This is a genomic window from Enterococcus sp. PLH-Efm8, assembly GCF_053011625.1.
Genome location: NZ_CP172568.1, coordinates 2647099 through 2672969 on the forward strand (window position 1 = coordinate 2647099; position 25871 = coordinate 2672969).

Consider the following 25871-nt stretch of genomic DNA (forward strand, 5'->3'; position numbering starts at 1 on the left):
TCACGAAAATCATCGTAGCACATTTAAAAATTTCTCGTAAGTACTTTTTTTATTTTCTGCCCTTTTATTTCATAAACTTCATCAGCCGTACGCTCGACAAAGTAAGAATCATGAGAAGTAAACAAAATCGTTCCCGGATATATTTGCATTAGCTTCTCTAAAGCTTCGATCGTTGCCATATCAATAAAATTAGTCGGTTCATCTAACAGCAACACATTACTTGGCTTAGTAAAAAGCAAAGCAATCGTCAGACGGGTCGCTTCTCCCCCACTTAATGTACATAACGGTTTCGTCAAAGTTTCCTGAGCAAACCCTAAGTGATTCAGCAAACTACGGACAAGCGATTCTGAAAACTCTGTTTGTCTCATGACAAAACGAATGATGGATTCTTCAGATGTCATTTGATAACCCTTTTGCTGATATACTTGAAAGCTTACTTTCGGAGAGAGAAGGATTCCTTCTCCTTGTTTGCGGATATGTTCTAATAAGGTTGTCTTACCTGAACCATTTTCACCGACAATCGCGATTTTTTTACCTAAAGAAAACTGAAAATCACCATTTACCAGTAATGTTCTCCCACTTCTTTCCAATTGGACATTTTGTCCCATGATGGGATAGCGGCTGTGGAGTTCAAGAGATTTTGGTACTGGAAAACGGATTTGTTTCATCTGCTGCGGCTTGGTTGTTTCTCCTATTTTTTGGAGTCTTCTCTCTAATGTTTTCGCATTCTTTTGGATGGCTTTTTGTACACTGTCTTTTTGTTTAGAGGAAGACAACCGATCCAGTCTGATTTGTTGCTTTTTCTTTTTACTGGACACTTTTTCCAACTTTTCCGCTTGTTTTTTCTTTTCTTGGATCGATTTTTCCAATCGTTTTTTCTCTTTCATGATCGACTCTGCTTCTCGTAGCTGAGTCTTTTTCTCCAATTCCTTTTGAGTGAGATAGGCACTATAATTCCCCGAAAACTCTCGGATTTCTCCGTCTTTTACTTCCCAGATTTTCGATGCTAGCTCATCTAGAAAATAGCGATCATGACTAACAAAAACCAGCGTACCATAATAATAACGAAGCTCTTCAATCAGTCGATCAATACTTTTTCTATCTAGATGGGTTGTTGGCTCGTCTAGAAGCATCCCTTGTTCATAAGAAGAAAGAAGACGTATCAACTCGATCTTTCGTTCTTCCCCTCCGCTCCATTTCCGCTCTGAAGTTTCTTCCAGTCTTAACTGGAAATGACTGGCTAATTCCAAATTTAGGTCCTTTGCTTCAGCGAGATAGGTTAATTGAGGCAGGTAGTTGAAGGTGATCTCTGTTTGGATTTTCCCATGATCGGGAAAAAGTTCACCGGCTATTAGTTTGAGCAAAGTCGATTTACCGACACCATTTTCTCCTATGATCCCTATACGATCTTGCTGATAGACACGAAGAGAATCAATAGATAGTTCTAGCTGGTTGCCAAAGCTGACTTGTAGATTTGTTATATTTACTGCTAAATTTTCCATATGTTTTACACTCCTATTTCATGTAAAACAACAATTATCGATACTAAAAAAGAGCAGAAAAATCTGTTTGCAAAAAAACTGCATCACATCTTTTCCTACTCTGAACGAAATAACTATGACTAAATCACCAAATCTGTCATAGCTTTCACCTATTCTACTGTCGTTCGAAAAAATGGACATACTCCATCCATGAAATTGTTGTTTATACATGTCTTTTGAATTTATTTAGTTGTTATTCAAAAGTTCGAAACGTAATTTCATCGATGCAGTCATTTTTCCGACCTCCTTTTTTATTAGGTTACCACACACGATTCAAAAAAAGCAATAGCTACTGAATAGTAACTGAAAACCTTTTATTCGAACATAGTGATCTTTTCTGGTGCTAAACGAACAGACTCGTAACCTTCTTCTACCGCTTTTCCTATTGATAAAATAATAACTGGAACATAACGGTCTTTATCCAAACCAAATGCCTCTGCCAACTGATCTGCTTCGAATCCACCAATTGGATTTGTTTCATAGCCATGATCACGCGCAACTAACATGAATTGCATAGCCGCTAAGCTAGAATCGACTTTGACTACATCGTTCATTTCTTCTCTTGAAAAACTCTTGTAATAAGGAATGATCGCAGCTAATTGTTGATCTCTGACTTCTTTTGGCATCTTCCCTGATTCGTAAGCTTGGTTGTAGATTTCTTCGCCATATTCGTAACATTGCATATCGCCAAAAATCATGACCATTGCAGAAGAAGTATCATTTTGTCTCGTATTGAAACGGATCAAAGGACGCAAGATTTCTTTTGCTTCCTCGCTTTCAGCGACCACAAAGCGCCATGGTTTCATATTGACAGAAGAAGGTGCAGTCGTCGCTTCTTTGATCATTTCCAGCATTTCTTCGTGTGGGATTTTGTATGTTTCATCATATACGCGAACGGATCTTCTACCAGTCATAATTGTTGAAAAATCATTTTTTTGTTCCATTATTATTAACCTCTTTCGTTTCTGTTGTTATATTGCAAAGTTGGGTATTCAATTTATCTAAAAGTGTTAGAAATTGTTTCATTTCTACATCGCTGAAAGCCGGGGATAGCACGGAACCTGTATCTTTATGGTCCATTTCACAATGCTTGATTTTCTTCTGGGCTTTTTCTGTTAGCGCTACATACACTTCCCGGTTGTTCTGAGGATTTCTCTGACGCGAAACATAGCCATTTGCTTCCAATACCTTCAGATGACGAGTAACTGCTCCTTGATCAATCTGCAACTTTTCTTGCAAACTGCTTTGTAGCAATGGATTTTCTTCTTTCAGTCTCATCATGATCTCGTATCTAGTAAGACTTATACCGATATTTTCTTCAAAGATCTGGACGATTTTTTGATCGGCTAATTTGATTTGATATAAAAGGTGACTAATCTCTTCTAAAGACATAATTTCCTCCTTTCTAATAATTGACTCGTCAACGATTGACTTGTCAATAATAGAATAAAAAAAGAAAAAAGTCAAAGAATCAGCTGTGTAATAAAAAAAACGCTCTCAATAGAAAAGTATAGAGAAAAGAAATTTTTTGTAGAATGAACGGAAAAAATGATAAAGAAAGCACAACGCTAAAACCAAGATTATTGATTCTTATCAAACTATAGAAGATAGCTCTTCTGCAGTAGATAATTTTACACCGCCAAAAATTTCCGAAATCGCCTTTTGCAAGAATCCCGTCGAATATTAGAAATTGGATCAGTATGCTTAAACAGTAATAAAAAAGTTATGACAAGATGTTGTCACAACCTTTTTTGAGTAAACGGTGTTCAAAAACTTGCATCTGCGGTAATAAGTTCAACCAAACAAAAAACATGAAAATCTGTTTTTGTTTGGCTGTTCTTACTACTTGATGCAGGGCAGCTTTTTCACTACCTCTTTTTAATAACCATAAAATCCTATTCCTTCATATCTCCAGCCCATCGGTGTTAGCCAATCTCTTTCCTTAGCACTCAAGGTATAGTGATGGGTACCAGTTTTTTCATTTGGATTAAATAGTCGATAAATTGGCTTGGAACCACCAGAATAAAAACTTAGACCTTCATAACGCCAACCGATTTTTGTTAAAGAGTTGATCTCAGATTGTGCCATTGTGTAATGATGGTCTCCACTGTAAGGATTGTATAAACGGTAGACAGGTTGTCCGCTGTTTGGTGCTTGCCAAGCAATCCCTTCATATTCCCAGCCTACAGTTGGCAGATAATTTTTTTCTCCGGCATTCAATGTATATAAATGTTCTCCTGTATGACGGTTATACAGACGATACATCGGAGAAGTTGAAGTTGGTGCTGTATCATACTGTGTCAGATTATAGGTTTCGATTACATTGTTCAATGTAGAACCATAATTAGGCGCAGTGGCATAACGACCTGTTAGCCAAGCCGTAGCATCTTTGTAAGAGTTCGTATTGCTTTTCCATGCACCGGAATAGTAGTAAACGCCTGGCTGAAAAGAAGTCGTCTTCAATACCGTTACGTTATCTTGCAATGATTCTTTGTACGAAGGATATTTTCTAAAAGCGGCATTCACCGTAATCCATTGCCCATTCACATATTCCGAAGTAGGCATCGTAACAGATTGGCCATTATAGCTTCCTTTAATCCCAAATAGATTGTAATTAGGGGCAGAAGCCAAAGTACTGTTCCCCCAGCCACTTTCAACGATGGCTTGAGCAATCATGACTGATGCATATAAGTCATTGGCACTTGCCAAACTTTGTGCAGTTGAGGCAATACTATCAATGAACGCTTGTTGAGAATTAGCAGATGAGCGAGCATAAAAAGCATAGCCAGTATAGTTTTCGAATTCAGACAAATCTGCTTGATGGGTATGTGTCAATGTTTGCCCATCTGTCAATTGGTTCGTGATTTCTTCTGCATTCTCTGGATTGTTCTGAGCTTCTGCTGATGTACTGTCTTCGGTTTGTGTTTGTTCTGTTGTTTCAGTTGTTGGTTCTTCGGTTGAAATTGTATTTTCTGAGACAGTAGCTGACTGCAAAGTACTTTCTGTATCGTTTTCAATTCCTGTTTCTGAAGAACTCGATGTCTGAGTTGCGACAGTTTCTGTCGATTCTTCAGCTAGCACTGTTGTGTTGGCAACTGCTAGATTTCCTAAAAGAATAACGCTAAATAATAAATTCTTTGCTTTCATCTTTTTTCTCCTTTGAATTATGAAACTTTTCCTAAATAACAGTGTAACTAAAAAAGTAAAAGCAAGTCAATGTCCATATTTAAATAACATTTGTTTCTTTTTAATAAATTTGCTTTTTCTGCATAAAAAGACGTAAATGAAGAATATTCTTCTCCATTCACGCCTTAAATTGATGGTCGTTTGAATAACTATTTAACAAGTAATTCTCTCTGGATATTATCCGTTATGGATTATACTTCCTGTGTCGTCGGACGGATAATCATGTTGCTGACAGACATCCGGTCTGGCGTTTCTATCGCAAATGCTACAGCAGAAGCTATATCTTCAGATGTTAATCCCCATTCTTTTTGCGCTTCATGAAGTTCAAGAGCAGCCTTTTTGTCGCTGATGGTTTGATATAATTCAGTTTGAACAGCTCCTGGAGAGATGATCGTAGATTTGATGTTATTTTGCCGTTGCTCTTGACGTAATCCTTCCATGATTGCACGGACAGCAAATTTTGTTCCGCAATAAACGGCGGAATCAGGATAAACAACATGTCCCGCCACAGAATCAGTTGAAATGATATGCCCAGATTTTTGTTTTTCCATGATTGGAAGTACGGCGGAAATTCCATTTAACACACCCATGATGTTGATATCAAGCATATTTTGCCATTCATCACGGTGACCTTCAACTAATGGAGCGGTTGGCATGATTCCTGCATTATTGTACAATACATCGATTCGACCGAACTTTTCCATCGCTAAATCGATAACTGCTTGGACTTGTGCAAAATCTCTTACATCTGCTGTTTGAATATATAGCTCAGCTTCTGGTAAAGATTCTTTTATTGCTTTTAGGCGATCTTCTCGGCGTGCAGCTATAACTAGTTTAGCCCCTTTTTCTGCTAATAGCTTCGTTGTTGCTTCACCGATTCCGCTTGAAGCGCCCATGATGACAATCACTTTTTCTGATAAATCATTCATTCTATTCTCCTCCTGTTTTGAAAAATCTCTTGCTTATACTCACTATCTCTTATTTCATCTTACTGTTCAAATAATCCGTTCGACAGGTTTGACGATTTTGGCAGGGATTCCTGCAACGATGGTATTGTCTGGGACATCTTTCGTAACAGTTGCATTCGCTGCAACAATGGCATTCTCGCCAATCGTTACGCCTGGCAGAATAGTTGCTCCTGCTCCGATCCAAGCATTTTTCTTGATGTGGATTGGCTTTACTGACAAGCCTCTTCGTTCTTTTGGATCGGTTAGATGGTTCACCGTGATGAGGTTGACACGAGGACCAATCAATACTGAATCTTCTAAACAGATGCCACCTAAGTCAACGAACATCACTTGACGATTGATAAAGACATTTTTCCCTATACTAATATGTTTGCCGAAATCTGTATAAAAAGGCAGCAGAACAGTCACCGTATCATCTACTTTGTCACTAATGATATTTTCTAGCCGTTTGCGGATATCTGCTGGTTCATGGTACCCAGTATTCAGCGCTGCTAAAGGCTCTTCGTTTTCCGCTTGGATCTGATGGATCACTTCAAAGAGCGGATCCGTTACTCGAATCTCTTTATTGACGATTTGTTTTTCGATGAGGCTTGTCATTTTGCTCCCTCCTTTTATCCTTACTTTATAACGGACGGCTTATGATGTCTAATACTTATAAAACATACTTAACTATTCCTTTTAACTATACTTAGTGGTATGCTTTTTTAAAAACAGGAGGGAAAAAATGGATATTCGTATACTGACGTATTTTTTAGCAGTAGCTAGAGAAAAAAATATCAGCCGAGCAGCAAAATCTCTGCATATCACGCAACCTACTCTCTCAAAACAACTGAAAGATTTAGAAGAAGAACTTGGTGTGACACTTTTCACTCGAGGCTCCCGAGAGATACAGTTGACGGATTCTGGTCGATATCTTTATTCAAAAGGAAAAGAAATCTTGTCGTTGGTAGAAAAAACGGCGAACAATTTAACAAATGACGCAATCATCTCTGGAGAAATCTACATTGGCGGAGGCGAAACTAAAGCAATCTCTTTCATTTCTGATAGCCTTCATTCGTTGATCAAGGCGCATCCTGATATCCAGTTTCATTTATATAGCGGGAATGCAGATGATATCATAGACAAACTGGATAGCGGATTACTTGATTTTGGACTCGTAATCGAACCGACAAACAAACAAAAATACCAGTCATTTCGACTGCCAGCCCAAGATCGTTGGGGACTTTTGATACATCGGAATCATCCTTTAGCAAAGCAAACAGTCATCCATCCGCAGGAACTGAAAACTGTTCCTTTGATCATTTCCCGGCAAACGTCAGTGGACAGTCAACTAGCTGAATGGCTAGGTTTCAGCATAGATCAGTTATCGATCGTCGGAACATATAACTTATTGTACAATGCTTCTTTGATGGTCGATAACGGGACTTTTGGTGCATTAGCTCTAGATGGGATCATCAATACTTATGGGACGGAAAAAGTATTCATCCCACTCGATCCGCCATTACAAGCTTCACTGAATCTCATTTGGAAAAAAGACCAGCCTCTTTCTCCTGCTGCTCGTAAATTTTTAGATGTCCTAACGGAGAAATACAGTTAAGTAGAGTTTTTTTCCTTCGCTTTCAGCTTTTTAACAACGAATAAGTTAAGCAAAAGATCCAATGATTAAATAACATAAGTTTCTTAATTTGTTCCTTCCTTTTATTTCTGATAATTCCAGTAAATTACTATAATTATAAAAAAAGAATTGACAAAACATAACTGTCTATATAAAATTGATTACGTTAACAATAATTCGTTTCATGTGACTAGATCATACTAGGCATGAAAAATCTCTGAGGAACATGGTTTCCCTAGGAGGTTTTTCGTGTCTATTTTTGTTTGGCCGCAATCAACTGGTCTAGCAAACGTGAAAACCAAATCTTCAAAAAGGGTGCGCGCATGAAAATCAAAAAGATCTTTAATCAAAATGCAGTATTGGTAGATGACGGTGGACAGGAAAAAGTAGCTATTGGAAAAGGGATTGGATTTGACAGAAAAAGAAATGATTTGATTTTTGATCGTGATGTCGAACGGATATTTGTCATGGAACCAGAAGGTCAAATCAAGTTGCAAAATTTACTTAATCAGATTGATGAACGCTTTTTATTTGCAGCAGAAACGATCATTGATCATGCGGAAACTGTTTTGATGGAAAAGTTGAATGAACATGTATTGATCGCTTTGACCGACCACATTGCTTTTTCTGCGGAGAACATTAATAACGGTATCGTCATCCGCAACAAACTTTTAAGAGAAATCGAAGTGCTTTACAGTGATGAATTCAGTATTGCTCAATGGGCAGTAGAGTATCTGACAAAAGAGCTTGGGATTCCATATACTTATGACGAAGCAGGATATATCGCAATCCATATTCACAGCGGACGAAGCGGTCGGAACAATAACCATCGCAGTATCCGTGAAGTGACGATTGTATCTGACATCATCCATTTAGTGGAATCAGAATTGGAAACAGATATCCATTCAGAACCATTTTCACTGAATTATTCAAGACTGGTGAATCATTTACGACTGCTTCTACAACGAACCCATGCGCAACAATATGCTGTTTTAGACACGGAAATCGTAGAAATGGTCAAACGAAAATACCCAGAAAGCTATAAGATTTCTAAAAAAATCCGTGTGTTGCTGACCAAAGAATACCAGCTCGCGATCACGAAAGAAGAACTGGGTTACTTGGCCATCCATATCGAGCGTTTAAGAAGCGCAATCGTACAAACAAATGTTAACAATCATGAGGAGGAAAAAAATTGAAAGCATATCTACAACGAATGGGACGTTCCCTTCAACTTCCAGTTGCGGTCTTACCTGCTGCTGCTTTACTAGTAGGGATCGGAAACTGGTGGGCATCTTATAGTAACGACATTGTCGCTCATTTTTTACAAGCTGGCGGTAACGCAGTTTTAGGTCAATTACCTTTGCTGTTTGCCGTTGGGTTAGCACTAGGGATGTCAGTGGACAAATCAGGTGCTGCTGCCTTGGCAGGTTTGGTCGCATTTGAAGTTCCAGTAAATGTTTTAAAAACTGATTCAGTAGCTACTTTATTGAATATCAAACCAGAATCAGTTGATCCATCTTTTGCTCAGATCAGTAACGTATTTATTGGTATTATTGCCGGATTGATTGCGGCAGCTCTTTATAATCGTTTCCACGAAGCAAAATTACCGATGGCTTTATCTTTCTTTAGCGGCAAGCGTCTAGTGCCAATCTTGGCTGCCTTTGTCATGTTGCTGATCAGTGCAGTGCTACTGCTCGTATGGCCTCCGGTTTACTCTGCTTTAGTTTCTTTTGCTAAATTCATTTTGAGTTTAGGCTGGGGTGGTGCAGGTCTTTATGGCTTCTTCAACCGTTTACTGATCCCTACAGGATTGCATCAAGCAATGAACTCCGTGTTCTGGTTTGACGTAGCAGGAATCAATGATATTGGTAAATTTTTGGCTTCTGAAGGAACAAAAGGCGTAACAGGAATGTATCAAGCTGGATTTTTCCCAATCATGATGTTCGGGCTTCCAGCAGGAGCATATGCTATTTACAGAAATGCACGTCCAGAAAACAAAGCAAAAACAGCTTCCTTGATGTTAGCAGCAGCTTTTGCTTCATTCTTTACTGGTGTAACAGAACCACTTGAATTCTCATTTATGTTCGTTGCTTGGCCATTATATGTCTTGCATGCAATTTTCACTGGGATTTCTTTAGCAGTGAGTGCATTCTTCCATTGGACAGCAGGATTTGCCTTTAGTGCCGGATTTGTCGATTACTTCCTATCTTTGAAAAATCCGATTGCGAATCAGCCATTGATGTTGATCGTCCAAGGATTAGTAACAGCAGTGATTTACTACTTTGGCTTTAACTTTGCTATCAAAAAATTCCATCTGATGACTCCTGGCCGCGAGGAAGCAGATCTTTCAGATGACGATACTGCAACGACTAATTCAGACAATAAATATGCGGCACAAGCAAGCAAAATCTACGCTGCATTAGGCGGAGCCGACAATGTAACTTCTATCGATAACTGTACTACACGCCTTCGTTTGCAAGTCAAAGATACAGGCCTGATCGATCAAAATAAAATCAAAGCCACTGGCGTACCTGGTATGAAGATCATCGACGGAAAAAATGCGCAAGTCATCGTAGGTACAGAAGTACAATTCGTTGCAGATGAGATGGCAAAACTACATGGTGGTGCTGCAACACGACCTGCACAAACAAACACCGTGGTTAAAACAGAAACATTTGCCGGTGGAACGATCGAACAAGATATTTACGCTATCGCAAATGGGAAACTGATTCCAATCACTGAAGTTTCAGATGATGTATTCGCGGAAAAAATGATGGGTGACGGCTATGCTGTATTACCAGAAAATGGAGAAATCTTCTCTCCAATCGCTGGTACGATCACAAACATTTTCCCAACGAAACATGCTGTCGGAATCCAAACAGATGCTGGTATCGAAGTCTTGCTTCATATGGGCATCAACACTGTTGACTTAAAAGGCGAACCATTCACTTTATATGTAAAAGAAGGTCAAAAAGTCGCAAGAGGTCAATTGATTGCTTTAGTTGATCTTGCCGCTATTCAATCTGCAGGCAAAAACACGGATATGGTCGTTGTATTCACAAATGGCGACAAAGTCCAAAGCTTAGAAATCGAACCCGCACGTGATGTAAAAGCAAATGATAAAATCGGCTCTGTTTCCAACAAAGCCTGAGCCATCGTCTTCCCCAGACTTTTTTATCGATAAACAAACAGGAGCTGAGACAAAAATCTTGTCTCAGCTCCTTTTTCCGAATAAAAACGGCGTTCTCCTGCCAACTCCGCGGTAATAAGTCCAGCCAAACGTAACATATGAAGAGCTATTTTTTATTTGACTCTTCTTATTACTTGATGCAGAACAGCTTTTTTACAACCTCTGATAAACGGTGTTCAAAAACCAGTTTATCGGTATGAAGTCAAATTTATGCAAAAATGTGGAAAGCCATTTTCACAAAATTTTTCTTCATACTCAAAACTAATCGGCTTTTTCACAACCTCTTTATACATTATTCCTGATCCAATATTTCTTTTAATGCTGCTTCAAGAGAAGTTAATGGTTTTCCCAATACTTTTTCTAAATCATCAGAGGAAATAGCTAACTGATCCTTTTTAATATCATGTTGGATCGCTAAAAACATGTCAGCTGCTTCTTGAGGGAATCCGGCTTCTTTTAGATTTTCGACAAACGCTGCATCACTTGCTTCAATAATTTCTAACTTTTTACCTGTCGCACGCTCTAATGCCTTGGCTAATTCTTCATAGTCAGTTAGATTGCCGGATAATTCTAAGATTTCTGGAGAGTCACTTTCTACTAGTACTTTTGCTGCAGCTTCTGCATATTCACGTTTCAATGCCCAACCTGTTTTTCCATTTCCTGCAGCATAAACGAATTGACCAGTTTTTAAAGCCTGCCCAATGATAGGTAATTCATTCTCTACATACCAATTATTCCGTAAAAATGTATGGGAAATACCTGAATCCTTAATCATTTTTTCAGTGAATTGGTGATCTGGCGCTAATACACTGATCGAGTGATCGGCATCTGCAAAACTTGTATAAGCGATATAAGATACCCCAGCTGCTTGTGCTGCCTTCACTACATTCTTATGTTCGGCTTGACGATTTCCTGGAACGCCAGAGACAAAAAGCAATCGATCTATTCCTTTCAACGCTTCTTTCATTGAGTCTAAATCATCATAATCACCAATACGTATATTAAATCCAGCTTCTTTCAGTGCTTCTCCTTTTTCTTCACTACGTACTAGTACATAGATTTCATTTTGTGGAACCATCTTTTTTAAGAATTCCAGCGCATAACCACCAAAACCTCCAGTTGCTCCTGTTACTAAATAATGCATATTTGCCACTCCCTATTCTTTTTATTTGTTAAGATTTACAGCTGTACATTTATAAATTACACCTTTATCATAAAGAGTGTGGTAAGATAAGTCAAGCAAAAAAAATGAAAGGATGACAACTGATGAAGTATTCTCTGCAATTTAGTGATGCAATCCATGTACTTGCCTATATTGAAATGTTTCAAGATACCCGATCACTTTCTAGTGAGATGATTGCCAGTAGTATCGAAACAAATGCAGCAAATGTACGTAAAATCATGAGTCAGCTCAAAAAATCCGGTTTGATCTTTACAAAAACCGGAAAACCGCAGCCTTCCCTTGCCAAAAGTCCAGATCAGATTTCTTTACTAGATGTCTATCGCAGCATCGAAGGTAATACACAGCTTATCCAAGTCGATCCAAAAACAAATCCAAATTGCGTCGTTGGTGCGAATATCCAAGAAGCTTTAGAAGAAAGCTACGCTCGGCTGCAGAAAAAGGCAGAAGAAGAAATGGCTAAGATCACACTTGATAGTCTGATACATAAAATAGCCGTTTTGGAAAAAGAAAAAAGACCAGAAAACACAGGCCTCGTAGAGAGATTTTTATAATTCTCTCTACTGTGCCTGCATTTTTCTGATCGGAATCGTCTACATAAATTCTTTTATTCTCCGGGGGACAAAAGCCTTGTCATGCCCCTTTTTCCTCTCTAATGCTCAGGTCAAAGCGCTGAAGTCATGACGTCTTGATAAACGGTGTTCAAGTAGCTGACCCTCGGCATTAGTTCTGAAAAATGCAAAATATGGAAAGCTATTTCCCATTTTTCCTCTCTAATGCTCAGGTCAAAGCGCTACTTTCACGACCTCTATATTATCATGGTTTATTGACTACCGGTATCCAGATTTCTCCCATATATTTCCCGTTGGTAACTCCCATTTCGACTACAGCATTTGGACCCCCAACATAGGCGTAATCTTCTACTTCTCTTAAAACATGCCCAAAGGCCGTATTCGTCAAATCATTTCTTAATTCTTCAGGCGATTCTGCTAAAGCGATTACAACAAGATACGTTCCTTTTGGGAATGGGATGATTCGGGTAGTGTTTGGAACATCCTGACTCGTTTGAACACCGACATAGTACATCATTTTCCCGTTATAGGGTTCGTTGACTGTAAAGAAATAATGATTTTCAGCAGCTTGTTTCAATGCATCTATTGTTCCATTACCGATAACTTTTTGCTCAAATGCTTGTTTCTCTGCAGCCAAACCGACAAAATCCGTATTGCTACTCTTCAATTCCACACCAATACCCGTCACCGTAAAATCTGGTTTTTCTTCGATCCTATACTTTGCCATTTCTCCCACCCTTTCTATTATATTAAGTTCATCTTACATAAAATTAAAGGGAAATGACACGATTACGCTCTTTTTTCTAGGGATATTTTTATTTTTTAACTATTTTTTTGCTTTCACTGCAATCCAAATCTCACTGTAAACATTACTGAAATCCTCTCCCCATTTTGTAAAAGAGATCTCGGGAGCTTCGACTAACTCATAATCTGAAGAAGGAAGCCATTCTGCATAGATTTTCCCCCAAGTATCTTGTAAAGTTTGGGGAAATGGCCCTTTATTAGGAAAAATGGCCCAAGTGTGTTCTTCTATAGCAAGCATTTCTAAATCAGCGTACGGATTTTCTTTTGTCGTAGCAAAGCCAATCATGTGCATCAAACTGCCCTTTTCTTCCAAGCGGGCTCCATCAAATCCATAAGAAACGTTGATTACTTGATTTGGATATAAATCTCCTAACTTATGCATCTCTTCCCTTTGAGTCTCCGTGATCGTCTGCGCTAACTTTTGTATTTCTTGATTGACTCCTTCAAATTTGACAGGAACTTTTTTCGCCACACCTGCCACATAAAACTGTTCTTTCTTTTCGATACGAAATTCCATCGATTTTCCTCCTCTGACATCAATAAAAAATGTCAAGCGTGGAAAAGATTTTTGTATGCCGTATCTGCTGATTTCTGAAGGCAGATATCCTGACCAATCACGAAAAGCTCTTGAAAAACCTTCGACTGTTTCATATCCATATCTAAACGCCGTTTCTGTCACTCTTGATCCATCTAGGAGATCGCGATTAGCCAAAGCCAATCTACGGTTTTTGATATAGTCCATTAGCGACATCCCTGCAATAAACGTAAAGATGCGTTTTAATTGATATTCAGAGATTCCTGTATTTTCGGCTATTATTTTATAGGAAAGTCCTTCTGTCAAATGTTCTTCGATGTAATCGATCAATTGGTTCAGATCTTTAAGCATATTTATCTTCCTCCTTGCTTGCCTTTTTATCATATTATCAAAGAAAGTCAATTACTTGATGAATCAGGAACCAATTTAGTCAGATGTAGAAAATGTTGTATGGATCTAAAGAAAATTCTCAAGCAGCGTTTCGTAACGGATAATTGGTATTATCTGCCTATCTATGTTTTACCTTTAGAAAAATAAATTTTGGGGAAGACACATTCTAAGTAAACAAAGCGGTAAAAATATCTTTTATTCCCTTAGTTAATCCGCTTACTACCTACTGTACAAAGCAAATTGTTGTTCAAACTGCTGATCAGAACGCTGCTTGGATTTTTCTTTGCGATACATCATACCTCTTTTATCAATTGGAACAATTATTTATTTCTAACAAAATCACTTCATTTTTGTCAGATAAATAAAAAACAAAAAAAGTTCCATCTTTAAAACACGCTATTCTTTTACTTTTTCTCACATTCTCTAAGAAAAGAAAAGGAGAATGAATTTTTGACAATTCGAGCAAAAGTGATTATCAAATATGTAAAATCAGCTACTTTTTTCTTAAACGTTTCTTTATACTAAATATAAATAAGTGTTTCATGAAAGGAGAACTAGATGAATAATTGGCTTGAGTATTTTCCTGAAAACGTTTTGGAACGCGGTTACAGCTATCATCTGCACGGTTTTGTCCGTCATTTGAACTATACAAGCAAGTACTTGTCCGCAACAGTTTCTGGCACGGAAGATTATAAGGTAGTGATCACTTGGGATGAAAAGACCAACATGACTTGTGATTGTCTATATGCCATAGAAGGAAAAAAATGCAAACACATGGCTGCTGTCTTATTCGCTTACGAAGAACGTCCAATAAAAAAATCCAACTACTCACTTTCCGAACTCTCGTCCCTTGTTTCCTCCGCTAGTTCCTCTCTTGTACGGGAGCTTTTAACAGAGATTCTTATAGAACATCCGCAATTTATCGAACGCTTCAAAGTTAAGATGCCATTTCATGCAATAAATTATTCAGATAAATTAACAACTATCATCCATAAATACGATCATATTATCAAGAAAAACAAAAACAGGAAAACAGCGAAGTTCATCATGGAGATGCGAAAGTTCATCCAAGAAGCAGTTGAATCGCTCATTCAGCAAAATGCCTATCTTCCCGCATTCGAATTGATCAATGAAGTGATTGCTACTCTCGAAACATTCTATTGGGAGCCTGAGGATGAACGAACCCTTCTTCTGATAGAGGACTGTTATTATTTATGGAAAGAATTATTAGCAGAAGCACCTCATGCAGAAAAAAGGCAAATGTTCTCTTGGTTCGTCTGCCAAGTCGATCATACTGACGCCTCTTATTCAAAACGCTACTCCATAAAAATCCTGAAAGAAGACTTTCGGGAAAAAGAATTTTCTAACCAAAAGAAAAAAATAGATAAAAAAACTAAAGAAACGGTAAAGAAAGACGATTTCAATGAAAAATAGCAAGTAAACGATAACAACCATCCTAAATCCACAAGAAATACAGCAGACCTTGCTTTAAAAACACGAATCATGCAAAGGATGAAGTAAAGAAGACTTAACGCGTACCCAATATTAGTCATTTGACTATTAGGTACGCGTTTTGTTTTATAAGTCATGACAAATTTCCTTCGTTGCTGGGTAGATTTTCCGGCATTGTTGATAGATTTTATGATACTTTTCTACATTTTGTAAGAGAGGTTCCACTGCATCTGTATATTGGATAAAATTCTGACAACAACTTTCAGGTGTGTCGAACCACTCTAATCTTTAAAGATAAATATTAAAATAACGATTAATAATATTAACAGTCTTTATTTTTCACCACCAAAAACCTATCTTTGCATATACTAAATAGACGTATATACACAGATAGGTTTGTCTTGTGAAAAATAATGATTATCCTTACCAAAAAATGTTTGTTTTTCTACATGTTCGTACTTATCAAAAAATATGATCCTTATTGAAATTACTGGCTATTTATATTCCAACGACTTCTTGTGTTAATTTTTGTTATCTCATAGTAAATTATGTTTCATTTTCACTTAATTTAGTTGTCACGTGTTCGTCAATTCGTAAAAACGGTAAATATATAAACACACTTGCGGCTATAATTAATATTTGTAAAACAGCTGCTCGCCAGTCTCCGGCTGTTGCTAAAAATCCCGATATAACTGGTGGCGTAGTCCAAGGAATTTGCACTACTACATGATTAATTAATCCCACAGCAGTTGCAAAATATGCTACTGTCAAAGAAAAAATCGGTGCAAGCACAAAGGGAATAATCAGACTGATATTAAATACAATAGGCAATCCAAAAATAATAGGTTCGCTTATATTGAATATAGCGGGAGTTACCGATAATTTAGCAAAGTCCTTATAATCTTTTCTACGACTGAAGATAAATATTGCAATCAATAAAGCAATCGTATTTCCCGATCCACCCATTACCGCAAAGGTATCTTTAAAGGCCATATTGATAATATGTGGAATTTGCTCTTTGTTTGCATAAGCTGCCATATTTTCTTGCATATTCTGAATCAAAAACGGATCTAACAATGAACCTGATATTACTGCTTGATGGATACCAAATCCAAAAAATAGATTAGCAATAGATGTAATTAACAAAAATCCTGGTAAACCAGTTGTAATTTTACTTAATGGCTCTGTAACTATCGTGGTAATTAGCTTATTTATATCCATATTAAACAATTGAATGATTATAAATGACAATAAAGCAAACGAGGTAATCGTAATAATGATTGGGATTAATACATTAAAAGACTTTAAAACAGCGGGAGGAATATTTCCGGATAGCTGAATCTGTAGTTTCTTATTATTAGAAAGTTTAATAAATAATTCTGTAGCCGCTAATCCAACAAATATACCTACAAACATTCCTGAAGCTCCTGTATAGGATATAGGTATCACACCCGTCACTTCAACAGCTTTATCCGCATTTTCAGGAGTAAACATCATCTGCATAGGTGTTAATACAACAAATGTCGAAATAGCAACTAATACCGCTGCAATATGATTTGTATAATTTCTGCTTGCACACATATGATAAGATACTGCTGCTACAACTAATAATGTAGTTATGCTTAATGTACCATTGGCAATTGAAGTACCAATTTGTTGTAACGTGGTCAATGTACTAGTATCGACAATTTCCCCCATGAATCCTGTTGGTTCTAAGATCACTGAATTAATAAGTGTCACAAATCCTGCTAACATCATAAATGGCATAAATGTAGCAAACGCATCTCGCAAAGTTCTTAAATGGATCTGATTCCCCAACTTAGTCGCAACTATACCAAATTTTTCAAATACAATGTCCTTCCTGCTACTTTTGCCCATATTTTTTCTCCTTTATGCTTATTGTAATCGATTACTTTTTCCACCCAAATAATACATCACTTATCAAAAAAAGTAAATACTTTTAATTAAATATATATATCTTTTTTAGTATAAAAAAATAAGCTCTGAAAAAATAATTTTCCCGAGCTTATTTTTCAACAAAAACAGCTTCAAAAACAAAGTCTTGATATAAATGTCTCGATACCGAATACTCGAAAGGTTTACCAGACGATAGAGCAACAACTTTGTCTATCTCAATCATAAATTCACCTGGATCTATTTTTAATATTTTTGCGTCAAATTCATTCGCAGTATCTCCTTTGATACGTATGTGCGAAGTCTTTATTTCCAGACCCAGTTCATTTGTGATATAAGCATATACAGATTTCTTTAAATGTTTTGGTTCCAAGCCTGGTATGACTGCTAATGGCATGAATGTTTGCTCAATCGAGTATGGTTGACAATCAATAAAACGGCTTCGTACAATATTATATACATAGTCTTTTACACTGATACTTAATTTATCAGCTACTTTTTTCGATGGAAGTTCAATTGAGAAAGTATGGATTTCTGAATCTACGTGTTCTTCACCAACCACGCTAAACAAACCTTCGTTTGGACCAAGAACTCGTGAGTTATCAATTGGTGTTCTGACGACTTCAGTCCCATACCCACTTCTACTTCGCAAAACTCCTTCGGAAACAAGTAAGTCTACGCCTTTCTTTACTGTTAACTTGCTTGTATGATAAATAACTGCCAATTCATCTCCTGTAGGAAGTTTCTCACCAATTTTATACTCTCCATTTACAATTTTTTTCTTTATATCTAAGTAAATTTCCATATACTTCGCAATTTTTTTCAATGGTGACCCTCCAATCAAAAACATATCTTCATCTATACTTTAACATAAATAAACCGATAAAATCCACATCAAAATTATACACACAATAAAAAAGATATATATATTTAAACAAAACTATTTACTTTAAGTTGTAAGCGGTGTTATCATTAAGTGGAAACAGGAGGTAAAAAAATTATGACAACTATGAAAAAGCTAACTTTTCCAGATGATTTTTGGTGGGGTTCCGCTTGGTCAGCTGAGCAAGCAGAAGGAAAAGGAGAAACAGGAAAAGCAGAGACTATCTGGGATCGCTGGTTTAAAGAACAACCTTACCGGTTTTATCAACGAATCGATTCCTCTATTACAACCGATCACATCCATCAATATAAAGAAGATATAGAACTAATGAAAAAAACTGGGCATAACTCCTTTCGCGTTTCTATTTCTTGGGCACGAATGTTTCCAAATGGCGGTACCGGAAAAGTAAATCCCAAAGCCATTTCTTTCTATCGAAAATTATTTTCCGAAATGAATAATAACGGAATCAAAGTATTTGCCAACTTATATCATTTTGACATGCCTGCTACTCTTCAAGATAAAGGAGGATGGGAATCACGTGAAGTAGTTGATGCTTATGTTCATTACGCTGAAACTTGTTTTAAAGAATTTGGTGACTTAGTTTGTCATTGGTTTACCTTCAATGAACCACTTGGGCCTATTTTAGGTACTTATCTTGAAGATTTTCATTATCCAAACCTCATTGACTTTAAACGCGGAGCGCAAGCAGCATTCTTCACTATACTTGCACACGCAAAAGCAATACAAGTATTTAAAGAACTAGCTCTTCCTAGTAAAATAGGCGTTATTCTAAATTTGAGTCCTACTTTTCCTCGTAGTCAAAATCCTGCTGATGTGAAAGCAGCAGAAATCGCTGATTTATTTTATACGCGGAGCTTTTTAGATCCTATGGTTAAAGGGAATTTTTCTAAAAAGCTTATCCTGTTATTACAAGAATATAATCAGCTTCCTGAAGATTATACGAAAGAAGATCTTGTATGTATCTACGAAAATACCGCTCAAATTCTTGGACTAAACTATTACGAGCCACGTCGCGTCAAATCTCGTTCTTCTATGGTGGATACATCTAGTCCATTTTTACCAGAGTGGTTTTTCGAACCACATATCATGCCTGGACGACGAATGAACGAATACCGGGGATGGGAAATTTACGAAAAAGGAATTTATGATTTGTGCATGGATATCAAGAACCATTATGGAAACATCGAAGCATTTATCTCGGAGAACGGAATGGGCGTTGCGGATGAAGAACGTTTCATGGATGATACAGGGCAAATAATTGATGATTATCGGATTGAGTATATCAAAGATCATCTTGCTTACTTATGGAAGGCAATAAATGAAGGATGTAACATTAAGGGGTATCATCTTTGGACATTTATTGATTGCTGGTCATGGATCAACGCCTATAAAAACCGATATGGGCTGGTTTCACTCGACCTTACTACTCAAAAAAGAACAATTAAAAAAAGTGGCGAATTTTACAAGCAATTAAGTGATACAAATGGATTTAGATACGATGTAGACTTGTTAGTTGAATAATATTCTAAAATTCCACTTGAAGTGAACACATTAGAAAACAAGAATAATGAGAAATACCAATAACAAATACTTTTTCTTCATACTTCATTTATACTTGTCAGTATAAGAGACTGTGACAAATGTAGTGATCCTCAGAAGTTAGGTCTGGAAATCTAACTTGAGAAGATTTTTTTAAACTACGTCCAGTCTTTTTTATTTGTTTAAAATTGAAGTTGACAAGTCTTCATTAAAAATTTAGAATATTCACAAGTTTGACGACAATTATGAAAATTTATGTCGTGCTAAAGGAGTTTTGTTATTGGATGAAAAGTTAGATATAAAAACTGCGATCAAAGACACGTTACCTACCGTTTTTGGTTATATCGGTATTGGACTTGCATTTGGTATCGTTGGGAAAGCTGCCGGGTTTCATCCGCTGGTCGTCACGTTGATGTCCCTGCTGATCTATGCTGGTTCTGCCCAATTTATCACGGTCAGCATGCTTGCTAGCCATAGTCCACTGCTCTCCATCGTTCTCTCGACCTTTCTAGTCAATTCCCGAATGATTCTGATGAGTATGACGATTGCTCCTTATTTCAAGAAAAATCGGCTGCTTCAAAATCTGCTGATTGGCACATTGCTGACAGATGAAAGTTTCGCACTGGGAATGAATAAATTGAACTATACTGGACAAAAGTTAAACTTTCGTTGGATGAATACAGCTAATTGGATTTCTTATTTGACGTGGGTGGGTTCTTCTCTTGTTGGCGCACTTTTAGGGAATTTTATTACTGATCCGAAAAAGTTTGGTTTGGATTTCGCCATCGTCGCTATGTTTATCGGGTTACTTTATCTTCAAGTCATTTCTGATAGAAACACCTCTAAACGATTACAGTTGATCCTGATTGGTCTCACTTTGATTCTGGTATATGTCGGACTGATTTTTATCCCAAGTAACTTAGTGATTTTAGTTGTAACACTGATTGGGTGCGGATTGGGGGTGTGGATCAAACATGCCTTCTTTTGAGTTTACATTGCTGACTATTTTAGGTTGTACTTTAGCAACTTGGCTTTCTAGGATCCTACCATTTGTCTTACTGAAAAAATTCGATTTGCCGCAACCGTTGCTTGAGTATTTAAGTTTTGTCCCGATCGTCATTATGTCTGCTTTATGGTTCAGCAGTCTATTTACCCAAAATATCGGACATCTGCCGCAGATCAATCTCGAAAATGCTTTGGCTTCAGTTCCTACACTTTTAGCTGCTATTCTTTCAAAAAGCTTATTGGTGATCGTCTTGGTAGGAATTCTTTCCCTTTCGTTGATTCGCTTATTATAAATAAAAAAACAAGAGCTTATGGCAAATTACTGTCATGCGCTCTTGTTTTTATCAAAGTCAAATAAGAAAAAAATCGGCGTATTCTTGCTTATCCGTTGAACGGACCACTAACAACGACTTTTCCTAATATATGTCCTGTTTCTACGTCTTTGGTTGCTTGTTTCAAGTTCTTCGCATTCATCCCATCTGAATAGACCTTGCTCAATGTACTGCGGATAATCCCTTCATTTGCTAAAGCAGCAATGTGCGCTAAAGCTTCTCCTTGCGTTTCGATTTCATAGTTATAGTCTGTTTTAGCGAACATATACTCCCAGTCGAAGCTGATAGATTGGTTTTTCCAAACACCTATATCTAACGGCTCTTTGATCCCTACGATCGTTCCCACATGTCCAAATGGTCGGACAAGGTGTTTGATTTGATCAAAGTAGCGGGTAATATCGAATAATACAGCGACATACTCTACTTGATCGATTCCTAATTCACGAAAACTTTTACTTAAGTCGTGATGATAATCGATTGGATAGTCTACACCTGTTTTTTTCAGCCATTCAAAATTCTTCGGACTTGCAGTCGCGTAGACTTCTAGGCCAGCCCAATGCGCTAGTTGATTCAAAATCGAACCGACGCCCCCAGCTCCGTTGATCACTAAGATTTTTTTCCCGCGGTTGGCATTTTCTTCTGGAGTCAGACCAAATTTTTCAAATAACAATTCATAAGCGGTCAATGAGGTCAACGGCAAGGCTGCGGCTTCTTCATCTGAAAGATTTTTTGGTGCAAGAGCGACAATACGTTCGTCAACCAGTTGGTATTCTTGATTGCTTCCTGCTCTTGTCGTTGTACCTGCGTAAAAAACGCGATCGCCGACAGAAAATTTTTGCACTTCATCACCTACAGCAACAACTTTCCCGACTCCATCAAACCCTAAGATACGTAAAGCATTTCTTATCCCGTTATCTTGGCGAAGTTTCGTATCGACAGGATTAACAGATACTGCGTTGACTTTTACCAGAAGATCCCGTGAACTGGGTACAGGTATCTGTTCTTTTTCATCAATAAAGCTTTTTGGATCATCGATCGACAACCCTTCATAAAAACCGACTACCTTCATTAATTCCTTTTCTGACATACGAATTCCTCCTTAGCTTCATCAAGTTGGAGCATCCATACAGTTTTCATTTCAATATATATAGTATGCTATTTGTTCCACTTTTATTCATCATAATTATTCTCTTACTTAAAGTAAACTATTTGCACTTTTTTGGTTAAAAAAGAGGTTGCGACAAGACTTTTGTCACAACCTCTTTTAAACGGTGTTCAATCAACTGACCCTCGGTATTCGCTCAAAAAACGACAAAATATGAGGAGCTATTTTTGTTTGGCTGTTCTTATTACTTGATGCAGGACAGCTTTTTCACGACCTCTAATTCACGGTGTTCAAGCAAGAAATCATTGTTCACTGAAAAGCGTTGGATGTTCTTTTTCAAAGGTGTCTAAGATCTCTCGTACTTCATCAGTAGATTTCGTATTCATCAACTGAACTCGCAAGTCATTTGCTCCTGGAAATCCTTTGATATAGATTTTAAAGAAACGATGTAGTCCTGTGATGGAACGCGGGATGATTTCTGAATAATGATCTTGCAGATCTAGTTGCAGACGAAGTAGTCCGATCAGTTCTTTTTCTGTATGTTCCCTCGGTTCTTTTTCAAATGCATAAGGATTCTTGAAAATCCCCCGGCCAATCATGATGCCATCTACGCCATATTTTTCGGCCAATTCTTCTCCTGTCTGGCGATCTGGGATATCTCCGTTGATCGTGATCAGTGTTTGCGGAGCGATTTGGTCACGTAAAGCAATGATTTTAGGGATGACTTCCCAATGTGCATCTACTTTACTCATCTCTTTACGCGTACGCAAATGGACAGAAAGATTGGCTATATCTTGATGAAGTAGGTGACTGATCCATTCTTCCATCTCAGACATTTCCGTATAGCCGATACGCGTCTTGACGCTGACAGGCAAACCGCCAGCTTTAGCCGCTTCAATCAATTGTGCCGCTACTTCTGGGCGAAGGATCAAGCCACTGCCTTTTCCACGTTCTGCTACATTAGGGACTGGGCAGCCCATGTTGATATCGATTCCTTGGAAGCCCATTTCTGCCATAGCAATGCTCATTTCTCTAAAAAATTCTGGCTTGTCTCCCCAAATATGGGCAACCATCGGCTGTTCATCTTCTGTAAAGGTCAATCTTCCTCGTACACTGTCTTTTCCATCTGGATGACAGAAACTGTCTGAGTTTGTAAACTCAGTAAAGAAGACATCCGGTGCTGCTGCATGCTTTACGACATGGCGAAATACAACATCTGTTACATCTTCCATTGGTGCTAAAACAAAAAAAGGCTTTGGCAGCTCTTTCCAAAAATTAGTAGTCATTTATTTGTTACTCTCCATTCTATCAAGCAGTGAAGTCGCAATCTTTCTCAAAAACATTGTCATTATACTAGGAAACAAAAAAAGAAGCAAAGTGAACAGCTTAAAAGATGTTTCTGATTGAGCAAAAAAAGACTGTGACAAAAATCTTATCACAATTCCTTTTCCGGAATAAATGGTGTTCAAAAGCTTGCATCTGCGGTAATAAGTCCAACCAAACGAAAAATAGGAGGAGCTATTTTTGTTTGGCTGTTCTTATTACTTGATGCAGAACAGCTTTTTCACAACCTCTCCACTAAACGGTGTTCAATCAGCTGACCCTCGGTATTAGCTCAACAAACGACAAAATATGAGGAACTATTTTCCCGTTTGTTTCTCTAATACTCAGGTCAAAACGCTGATTTCACAACCTCTTTTCTAACTTCTCAATCCTCTTCCTTTATTGATCAAATACCAAGTAACGGCGTACAAAACAACGATGAATAGCACAAGTACGATCATCGATGTTGCTACTGGCACATCGATTGTTCCAAGGAATCCGTAACGGAAACCGAAGATCATATAAACGATCGGATTGACTTTCGAAACAGCTTGCCAAAATGGCGGCAACATAGAGATGGCATAGAAAACGCCACCTAGATAAGTTAACGGCTGCAAGACAAATGTAGGCACGATCGATACATCGTCATAAGACTGAGCAAAAATCCCGTTGAGCAGTCCTGCTAACGAAAACAAGATTGCCGTCATCAATAATGTAATGATGACCATGAACCATGAATACACATGAAGTGGTACAAAGAACAAGGAAATGATCGTTACGAGAGAGCCGACGAGAATACTGCGACCCACTCCGCCAATCACAAAGCCCCAAATGATCACATGCGTAGGAACAGGCGCTACCAAGATTTCTTCGATGTTTTTCTGGAATTTTTGAGAGAAGAAGGACGAAGAAACGTTGGCATACGAACTAGTGATAGCAGACATCATAATCAAACCAGGCACGATGAATTCCATATATGAAAAACCACCCATGTCACCGATCCGACCACCGATCATTTTTCCGAAAATAACAAAGTACAAGGATGTCGTGATCACAGGCGGAACCAGTGTTTGGACCCAGATACGCAAATAGCGGTTCGTTTCCTTGATAGCTAAACTTTTTAATGCAGTAAAATAAAGATTAAACATTTTTCTCCTCCGTATGATTATTTTCTTCTGTGATTTTCAAAAACAGTTCTTCTAAACGATTCGACTTATTCCTCATAGAAAGAACTTTGATTCCTTGTCTTGTCAGCTGATCGAAGATTCCGTTCACCCCTTGATTTCGTTCAACTTCGACAGCGATTGTCTGTTCATCTTCAAATGTACAAGCGTATCCTTCAATCACAGGTTTGGTCTCATATGGCGCTAAATCAAAGATAAATGTTTCAAATTGCAGTTTGGATAGAAGCTCTTTCATACTAGTATTCTCGATCAGTTCACCTGATTGGATGATCCCGATGTTGCGACAAAGCATTTCAGCTTCTTCTAAATAATGCGTCGTCAAAATGATCGTTGTACCATTTTCGTTCAATTCTCGGAGAAACTCCCACATCTCGCGTCTCAATTCAATATCGACTCCTGCTGTTGGTTCATCCAAGATCAGCAAACGTGGTTCATGCATCAATGCCCTAGCAATCATCAGTCTTCGCTTCATTCCCCCGGAAAGCATACGTGCACGGACATTTCTCTTTTCCCAAAGATTGGACTGCTTCAAATATTTTTCGCTGCGTTTCATCGCTTCTTTGCGAGAGACACCGTAGTAGCCTGCTTGATTCACGACGATTTGCTGGACCGTTTCAAAGGGATTGAAATTGAACTCTTGCGGGACTAATCCAATCTGTTGCTTTGCTCGGACTAGATCCGTATCCAGATCATAACCGAAGACATTCACTTTTCCAGATGTTTTATTGACTAAAGAAGTAATGATTCCGATCGTTGTAGACTTCCCAGCTCCATTTGGTCCTAATAGCGCATAGAAATCTCCTTCTTTCACGGAAAGATCGATTCCTCGCAATGCTTCGACCCCACTTCCATAAACCTTTTTCAAATTATTTATTTCAAGCGCATTTGCCATTTATTTCCTATCTCCTTATAGACATGATTCTTTATTGTATCATGGAATACAGCAGATGAAAAAACAACTTGGTTCCAGCGAAAAATCAGGTTGCTGGGCTCAGGAAAATCTCCTAATGAAAGACATCAATCGGACGAAGTCAGACAACCTTTTCAGAAAAAACAAATCGAAGATAAAGGATTACTATTCATATGTGCAACAAAAGGAGCGTGAGACAAAAGTAAAGAACACTTTTGTCTC

At 37.8% G+C, this 25871-nt stretch carries 23 protein-coding genes and 1 pseudogene; 8 read left to right on the forward strand and 16 right to left on the reverse strand.

From position 1 onward, the window contains the following. Window positions 1-23: 23 nt before the first annotated feature. From msr(C) to ACIFUW_RS13045, 6 genes are all read right to left on the reverse strand, one after another. Window positions 24-1502 carry an ABC-F type ribosomal protection protein Msr(C) gene (gene msr(C) / locus ACIFUW_RS13020; protein WP_002302681.1) on the reverse strand — a complete coding sequence of 493 codons (1479 nt, stop codon included), beginning with the start codon at window positions 1500-1502 and terminating at the stop codon, window positions 24-26. A 353-nt stretch (window positions 1503-1855) separates the two neighbouring features. Next, window positions 1856-2485 (reverse strand): nitroreductase family protein, encoded by a 630-nt coding sequence (locus tag ACIFUW_RS13025; protein ID WP_002302682.1) that lies wholly within the window; start codon window positions 2483-2485, stop codon window positions 1856-1858. Then, window positions 2469-2933 (reverse strand): MarR family winged helix-turn-helix transcriptional regulator, encoded by a 465-nt coding sequence (locus ACIFUW_RS13030; RefSeq protein ID WP_002302683.1) that lies wholly within the window; start codon window positions 2931-2933, stop codon window positions 2469-2471. The genes ACIFUW_RS13025 and ACIFUW_RS13030 overlap by 17 nt, the downstream gene beginning before the upstream one ends. A gap of 486 nt (window positions 2934-3419) precedes the next feature. Beyond that, entirely contained in the window at window positions 3420-4688 is a 1269-nt protein-coding gene (locus tag ACIFUW_RS13035) for a glycoside hydrolase family 73 protein (protein WP_002287463.1), read from the reverse strand. 230 nt (window positions 4689-4918) lie between these two features. Then, on the reverse strand, window positions 4919-5656 hold the full coding sequence (locus ACIFUW_RS13040; protein ID WP_002287466.1) for an SDR family oxidoreductase: 738 nt from the start codon (window positions 5654-5656) through the stop codon (window positions 4919-4921). 66 nt (window positions 5657-5722) lie between these two features. Continuing rightward, window positions 5723-6292: a DapH/DapD/GlmU-related protein gene (locus ACIFUW_RS13045; protein ID WP_002287468.1), complete on the reverse strand. Its 570-nt coding sequence runs from the start codon at window positions 6290-6292 to the stop codon at window positions 5723-5725. Between the two features lie 127 nt (window positions 6293-6419). On the opposite strand from ACIFUW_RS13045, the gene ACIFUW_RS13050 reads away from it, so the two are divergent. From ACIFUW_RS13050 to nagE, 3 genes are all read left to right on the forward strand, one after another. Beyond that, the gene (locus ACIFUW_RS13050; protein ID WP_002302687.1) at window positions 6420-7292 is read left to right on the forward strand and encodes a LysR family transcriptional regulator; all 873 of its coding nucleotides are present in this window, start codon (window positions 6420-6422) and stop codon (window positions 7290-7292) included. 341 nt (window positions 7293-7633) lie between these two features. Next, window positions 7634-8506: a PRD domain-containing protein gene (locus tag ACIFUW_RS13055; protein ID WP_002287471.1), complete on the forward strand. Its 873-nt coding sequence runs from the start codon at window positions 7634-7636 to the stop codon at window positions 8504-8506. Next, window positions 8503-10461, forward strand: coding sequence for an N-acetylglucosamine-specific PTS transporter subunit IIBC (gene nagE / locus ACIFUW_RS13060; protein WP_002302691.1), 1959 nt, complete (start codon window positions 8503-8505; stop codon window positions 10459-10461). Before ACIFUW_RS13055 ends, nagE begins: the two co-directional genes overlap by 4 nt. Window positions 10462-10792: 331 nt before the next feature. On the opposite strand, the gene ACIFUW_RS13065 is transcribed toward nagE, so the two are convergent. Continuing rightward, the gene (locus ACIFUW_RS13065) at window positions 10793-11644 is read right to left on the reverse strand and encodes an SDR family oxidoreductase (RefSeq protein ID WP_002302693.1); all 852 of its coding nucleotides are present in this window, start codon (window positions 11642-11644) and stop codon (window positions 10793-10795) included. Between the two features lie 122 nt (window positions 11645-11766). Between ACIFUW_RS13065 and ACIFUW_RS13070 the strand changes: the two genes are divergently transcribed. Then, window positions 11767-12234 carry an Rrf2 family transcriptional regulator gene (locus ACIFUW_RS13070; protein ID WP_002287477.1) on the forward strand — a complete coding sequence of 156 codons (468 nt, stop codon included), beginning with the start codon at window positions 11767-11769 and terminating at the stop codon, window positions 12232-12234. Window positions 12235-12496: 262 nt separating this feature from the next. On the opposite strand, the gene ACIFUW_RS13075 is transcribed toward ACIFUW_RS13070, so the two are convergent. Further along, window positions 12497-12979 carry a GyrI-like domain-containing protein gene (locus ACIFUW_RS13075; protein ID WP_002295999.1) on the reverse strand — a complete coding sequence of 161 codons (483 nt, stop codon included), beginning with the start codon at window positions 12977-12979 and terminating at the stop codon, window positions 12497-12499. A 99-nt stretch (window positions 12980-13078) separates the two neighbouring features. Continuing rightward, the gene (locus ACIFUW_RS13080; RefSeq protein ID WP_002302695.1) at window positions 13079-13942 is read right to left on the reverse strand and encodes an AraC family transcriptional regulator; all 864 of its coding nucleotides are present in this window, start codon (window positions 13940-13942) and stop codon (window positions 13079-13081) included. A gap of 597 nt (window positions 13943-14539) precedes the next feature. Between ACIFUW_RS13080 and ACIFUW_RS13085 the strand changes: the two genes are divergently transcribed. Further along, window positions 14540-15415: an SWIM zinc finger family protein gene (locus ACIFUW_RS13085; RefSeq protein ID WP_002302697.1), complete on the forward strand. Its 876-nt coding sequence runs from the start codon at window positions 14540-14542 to the stop codon at window positions 15413-15415. Between the two features lie 144 nt (window positions 15416-15559). On the opposite strand, the pseudogene ACIFUW_RS13090 reads toward ACIFUW_RS13085, so the two are convergent. The 3 genes and pseudogenes from ACIFUW_RS13090 to ACIFUW_RS13100 all read right to left on the reverse strand — a co-directional run. After that, window positions 15560-15718: pseudogene (locus tag ACIFUW_RS13090) on the reverse strand (FGGY-family carbohydrate kinase); the annotation flags it as partial. 261 nt (window positions 15719-15979) lie between these two features. Next, window positions 15980-17311: a PTS sugar transporter subunit IIC gene (locus ACIFUW_RS13095; protein WP_002302699.1), complete on the reverse strand. Its 1332-nt coding sequence runs from the start codon at window positions 17309-17311 to the stop codon at window positions 15980-15982. A 148-nt stretch (window positions 17312-17459) separates the two neighbouring features. Next, window positions 17460-18173 (reverse strand): GntR family transcriptional regulator, encoded by a 714-nt coding sequence (locus ACIFUW_RS13100; protein WP_002302701.1) that lies wholly within the window; start codon window positions 18171-18173, stop codon window positions 17460-17462. 174 nt (window positions 18174-18347) lie between these two features. On the opposite strand from ACIFUW_RS13100, the gene ACIFUW_RS13105 reads away from it, so the two are divergent. From ACIFUW_RS13105 to ACIFUW_RS13115, 3 genes are all read left to right on the forward strand, one after another. After that, the gene (locus ACIFUW_RS13105; RefSeq protein ID WP_002302703.1) at window positions 18348-19772 is read left to right on the forward strand and encodes a glycoside hydrolase family 1 protein; all 1425 of its coding nucleotides are present in this window, start codon (window positions 18348-18350) and stop codon (window positions 19770-19772) included. Window positions 19773-20070: 298 nt separating this feature from the next. After that, window positions 20071-20778, forward strand: coding sequence for an AzlC family ABC transporter permease (locus ACIFUW_RS13110; protein ID WP_002302704.1), 708 nt, complete (start codon window positions 20071-20073; stop codon window positions 20776-20778). Further along, on the forward strand, window positions 20765-21088 hold the full coding sequence (locus tag ACIFUW_RS13115) for an AzlD domain-containing protein (protein WP_002302707.1): 324 nt from the start codon (window positions 20765-20767) through the stop codon (window positions 21086-21088). The genes ACIFUW_RS13110 and ACIFUW_RS13115 overlap by 14 nt, the downstream gene beginning before the upstream one ends. A gap of 88 nt (window positions 21089-21176) precedes the next feature. On the opposite strand, the gene ACIFUW_RS13120 is transcribed toward ACIFUW_RS13115, so the two are convergent. The 4 genes from ACIFUW_RS13120 to ACIFUW_RS13135 form a co-directional block, all read right to left on the reverse strand. After that, a complete protein-coding gene (locus ACIFUW_RS13120; RefSeq protein ID WP_002302709.1) occupies window positions 21177-22214 on the reverse strand; it encodes a zinc-binding alcohol dehydrogenase family protein in 1038 nt (345 codons plus the stop codon). Window positions 22215-22534: 320 nt separating this feature from the next. Further along, on the reverse strand, window positions 22535-23518 hold the full coding sequence (locus ACIFUW_RS13125; RefSeq protein ID WP_002302711.1) for a tRNA dihydrouridine synthase: 984 nt from the start codon (window positions 23516-23518) through the stop codon (window positions 22535-22537). Window positions 23519-23932: 414 nt separating this feature from the next. Next, the gene (locus ACIFUW_RS13130; RefSeq protein ID WP_010729822.1) at window positions 23933-24703 is read right to left on the reverse strand and encodes an ABC transporter permease; all 771 of its coding nucleotides are present in this window, start codon (window positions 24701-24703) and stop codon (window positions 23933-23935) included. Beyond that, window positions 24696-25631: an ABC transporter ATP-binding protein gene (locus ACIFUW_RS13135; RefSeq protein WP_002303703.1), complete on the reverse strand. Its 936-nt coding sequence runs from the start codon at window positions 25629-25631 to the stop codon at window positions 24696-24698. Before ACIFUW_RS13135 ends, ACIFUW_RS13130 begins: the two co-directional genes overlap by 8 nt. Between the last annotated feature and the right edge of the window lie 240 nt (window positions 25632-25871).

Coding starts and splice junctions, on each gene's coding strand:
- ACIFUW_RS13065 (WP_002302693.1), bottom strand. CDS start 11,644: ATGCATTATTTAGTAACAGGAGCAACTGGAGGTTTTGGTGGTTATGCG.
- ACIFUW_RS13070 (WP_002287477.1), top strand. CDS start 11,767: ATGAAGTATTCTCTGCAATTTAGTGATGCAATCCATGTACTTGCCTAT.
- ACIFUW_RS13125 (WP_002302711.1), bottom strand. CDS start 23,518: ATGACTACTAATTTTTGGAAAGAGCTGCCAAAGCCTTTTTTTGTTTTA.
- ACIFUW_RS13035 (WP_002287463.1), bottom strand. CDS start 4,688: ATGAAAGCAAAGAATTTATTATTTAGCGTTATTCTTTTAGGAAATCTA.
- ACIFUW_RS13105 (WP_002302703.1), top strand. CDS start 18,348: ATGACAACTATGAAAAAGCTAACTTTTCCAGATGATTTTTGGTGGGGT.
- ACIFUW_RS13115 (WP_002302707.1), top strand. CDS start 20,765: ATGCCTTCTTTTGAGTTTACATTGCTGACTATTTTAGGTTGTACTTTA.
- ACIFUW_RS13095 (WP_002302699.1), bottom strand. CDS start 17,311: ATGGGCAAAAGTAGCAGGAAGGACATTGTATTTGAAAAATTTGGTATA.
- ACIFUW_RS13040 (WP_002287466.1), bottom strand. CDS start 5,656: ATGAATGATTTATCAGAAAAAGTGATTGTCATCATGGGCGCTTCAAGC.
- ACIFUW_RS13130 (WP_010729822.1), bottom strand. CDS start 24,703: ATGTTTAATCTTTATTTTACTGCATTAAAAAGTTTAGCTATCAAGGAA.
- ACIFUW_RS13055 (WP_002287471.1), top strand. CDS start 7,634: ATGAAAATCAAAAAGATCTTTAATCAAAATGCAGTATTGGTAGATGAC.
- ACIFUW_RS13045 (WP_002287468.1), bottom strand. CDS start 6,292: ATGACAAGCCTCATCGAAAAACAAATCGTCAATAAAGAGATTCGAGTA.
- ACIFUW_RS13075 (WP_002295999.1), bottom strand. CDS start 12,979: ATGGCAAAGTATAGGATCGAAGAAAAACCAGATTTTACGGTGACGGGT.
- ACIFUW_RS13085 (WP_002302697.1), top strand. CDS start 14,540: ATGAATAATTGGCTTGAGTATTTTCCTGAAAACGTTTTGGAACGCGGT.
- ACIFUW_RS13025 (WP_002302682.1), bottom strand. CDS start 2,485: ATGGAACAAAAAAATGATTTTTCAACAATTATGACTGGTAGAAGATCC.
- ACIFUW_RS13030 (WP_002302683.1), bottom strand. CDS start 2,933: ATGTCTTTAGAAGAGATTAGTCACCTTTTATATCAAATCAAATTAGCC.
- ACIFUW_RS13080 (WP_002302695.1), bottom strand. CDS start 13,942: ATGCTTAAAGATCTGAACCAATTGATCGATTACATCGAAGAACATTTG.
- ACIFUW_RS13120 (WP_002302709.1), bottom strand. CDS start 22,214: ATGTCAGAAAAGGAATTAATGAAGGTAGTCGGTTTTTATGAAGGGTTG.
- ACIFUW_RS13135 (WP_002303703.1), bottom strand. CDS start 25,631: ATGGCAAATGCGCTTGAAATAAATAATTTGAAAAAGGTTTATGGAAGT.
- ACIFUW_RS13050 (WP_002302687.1), top strand. CDS start 6,420: ATGGATATTCGTATACTGACGTATTTTTTAGCAGTAGCTAGAGAAAAA.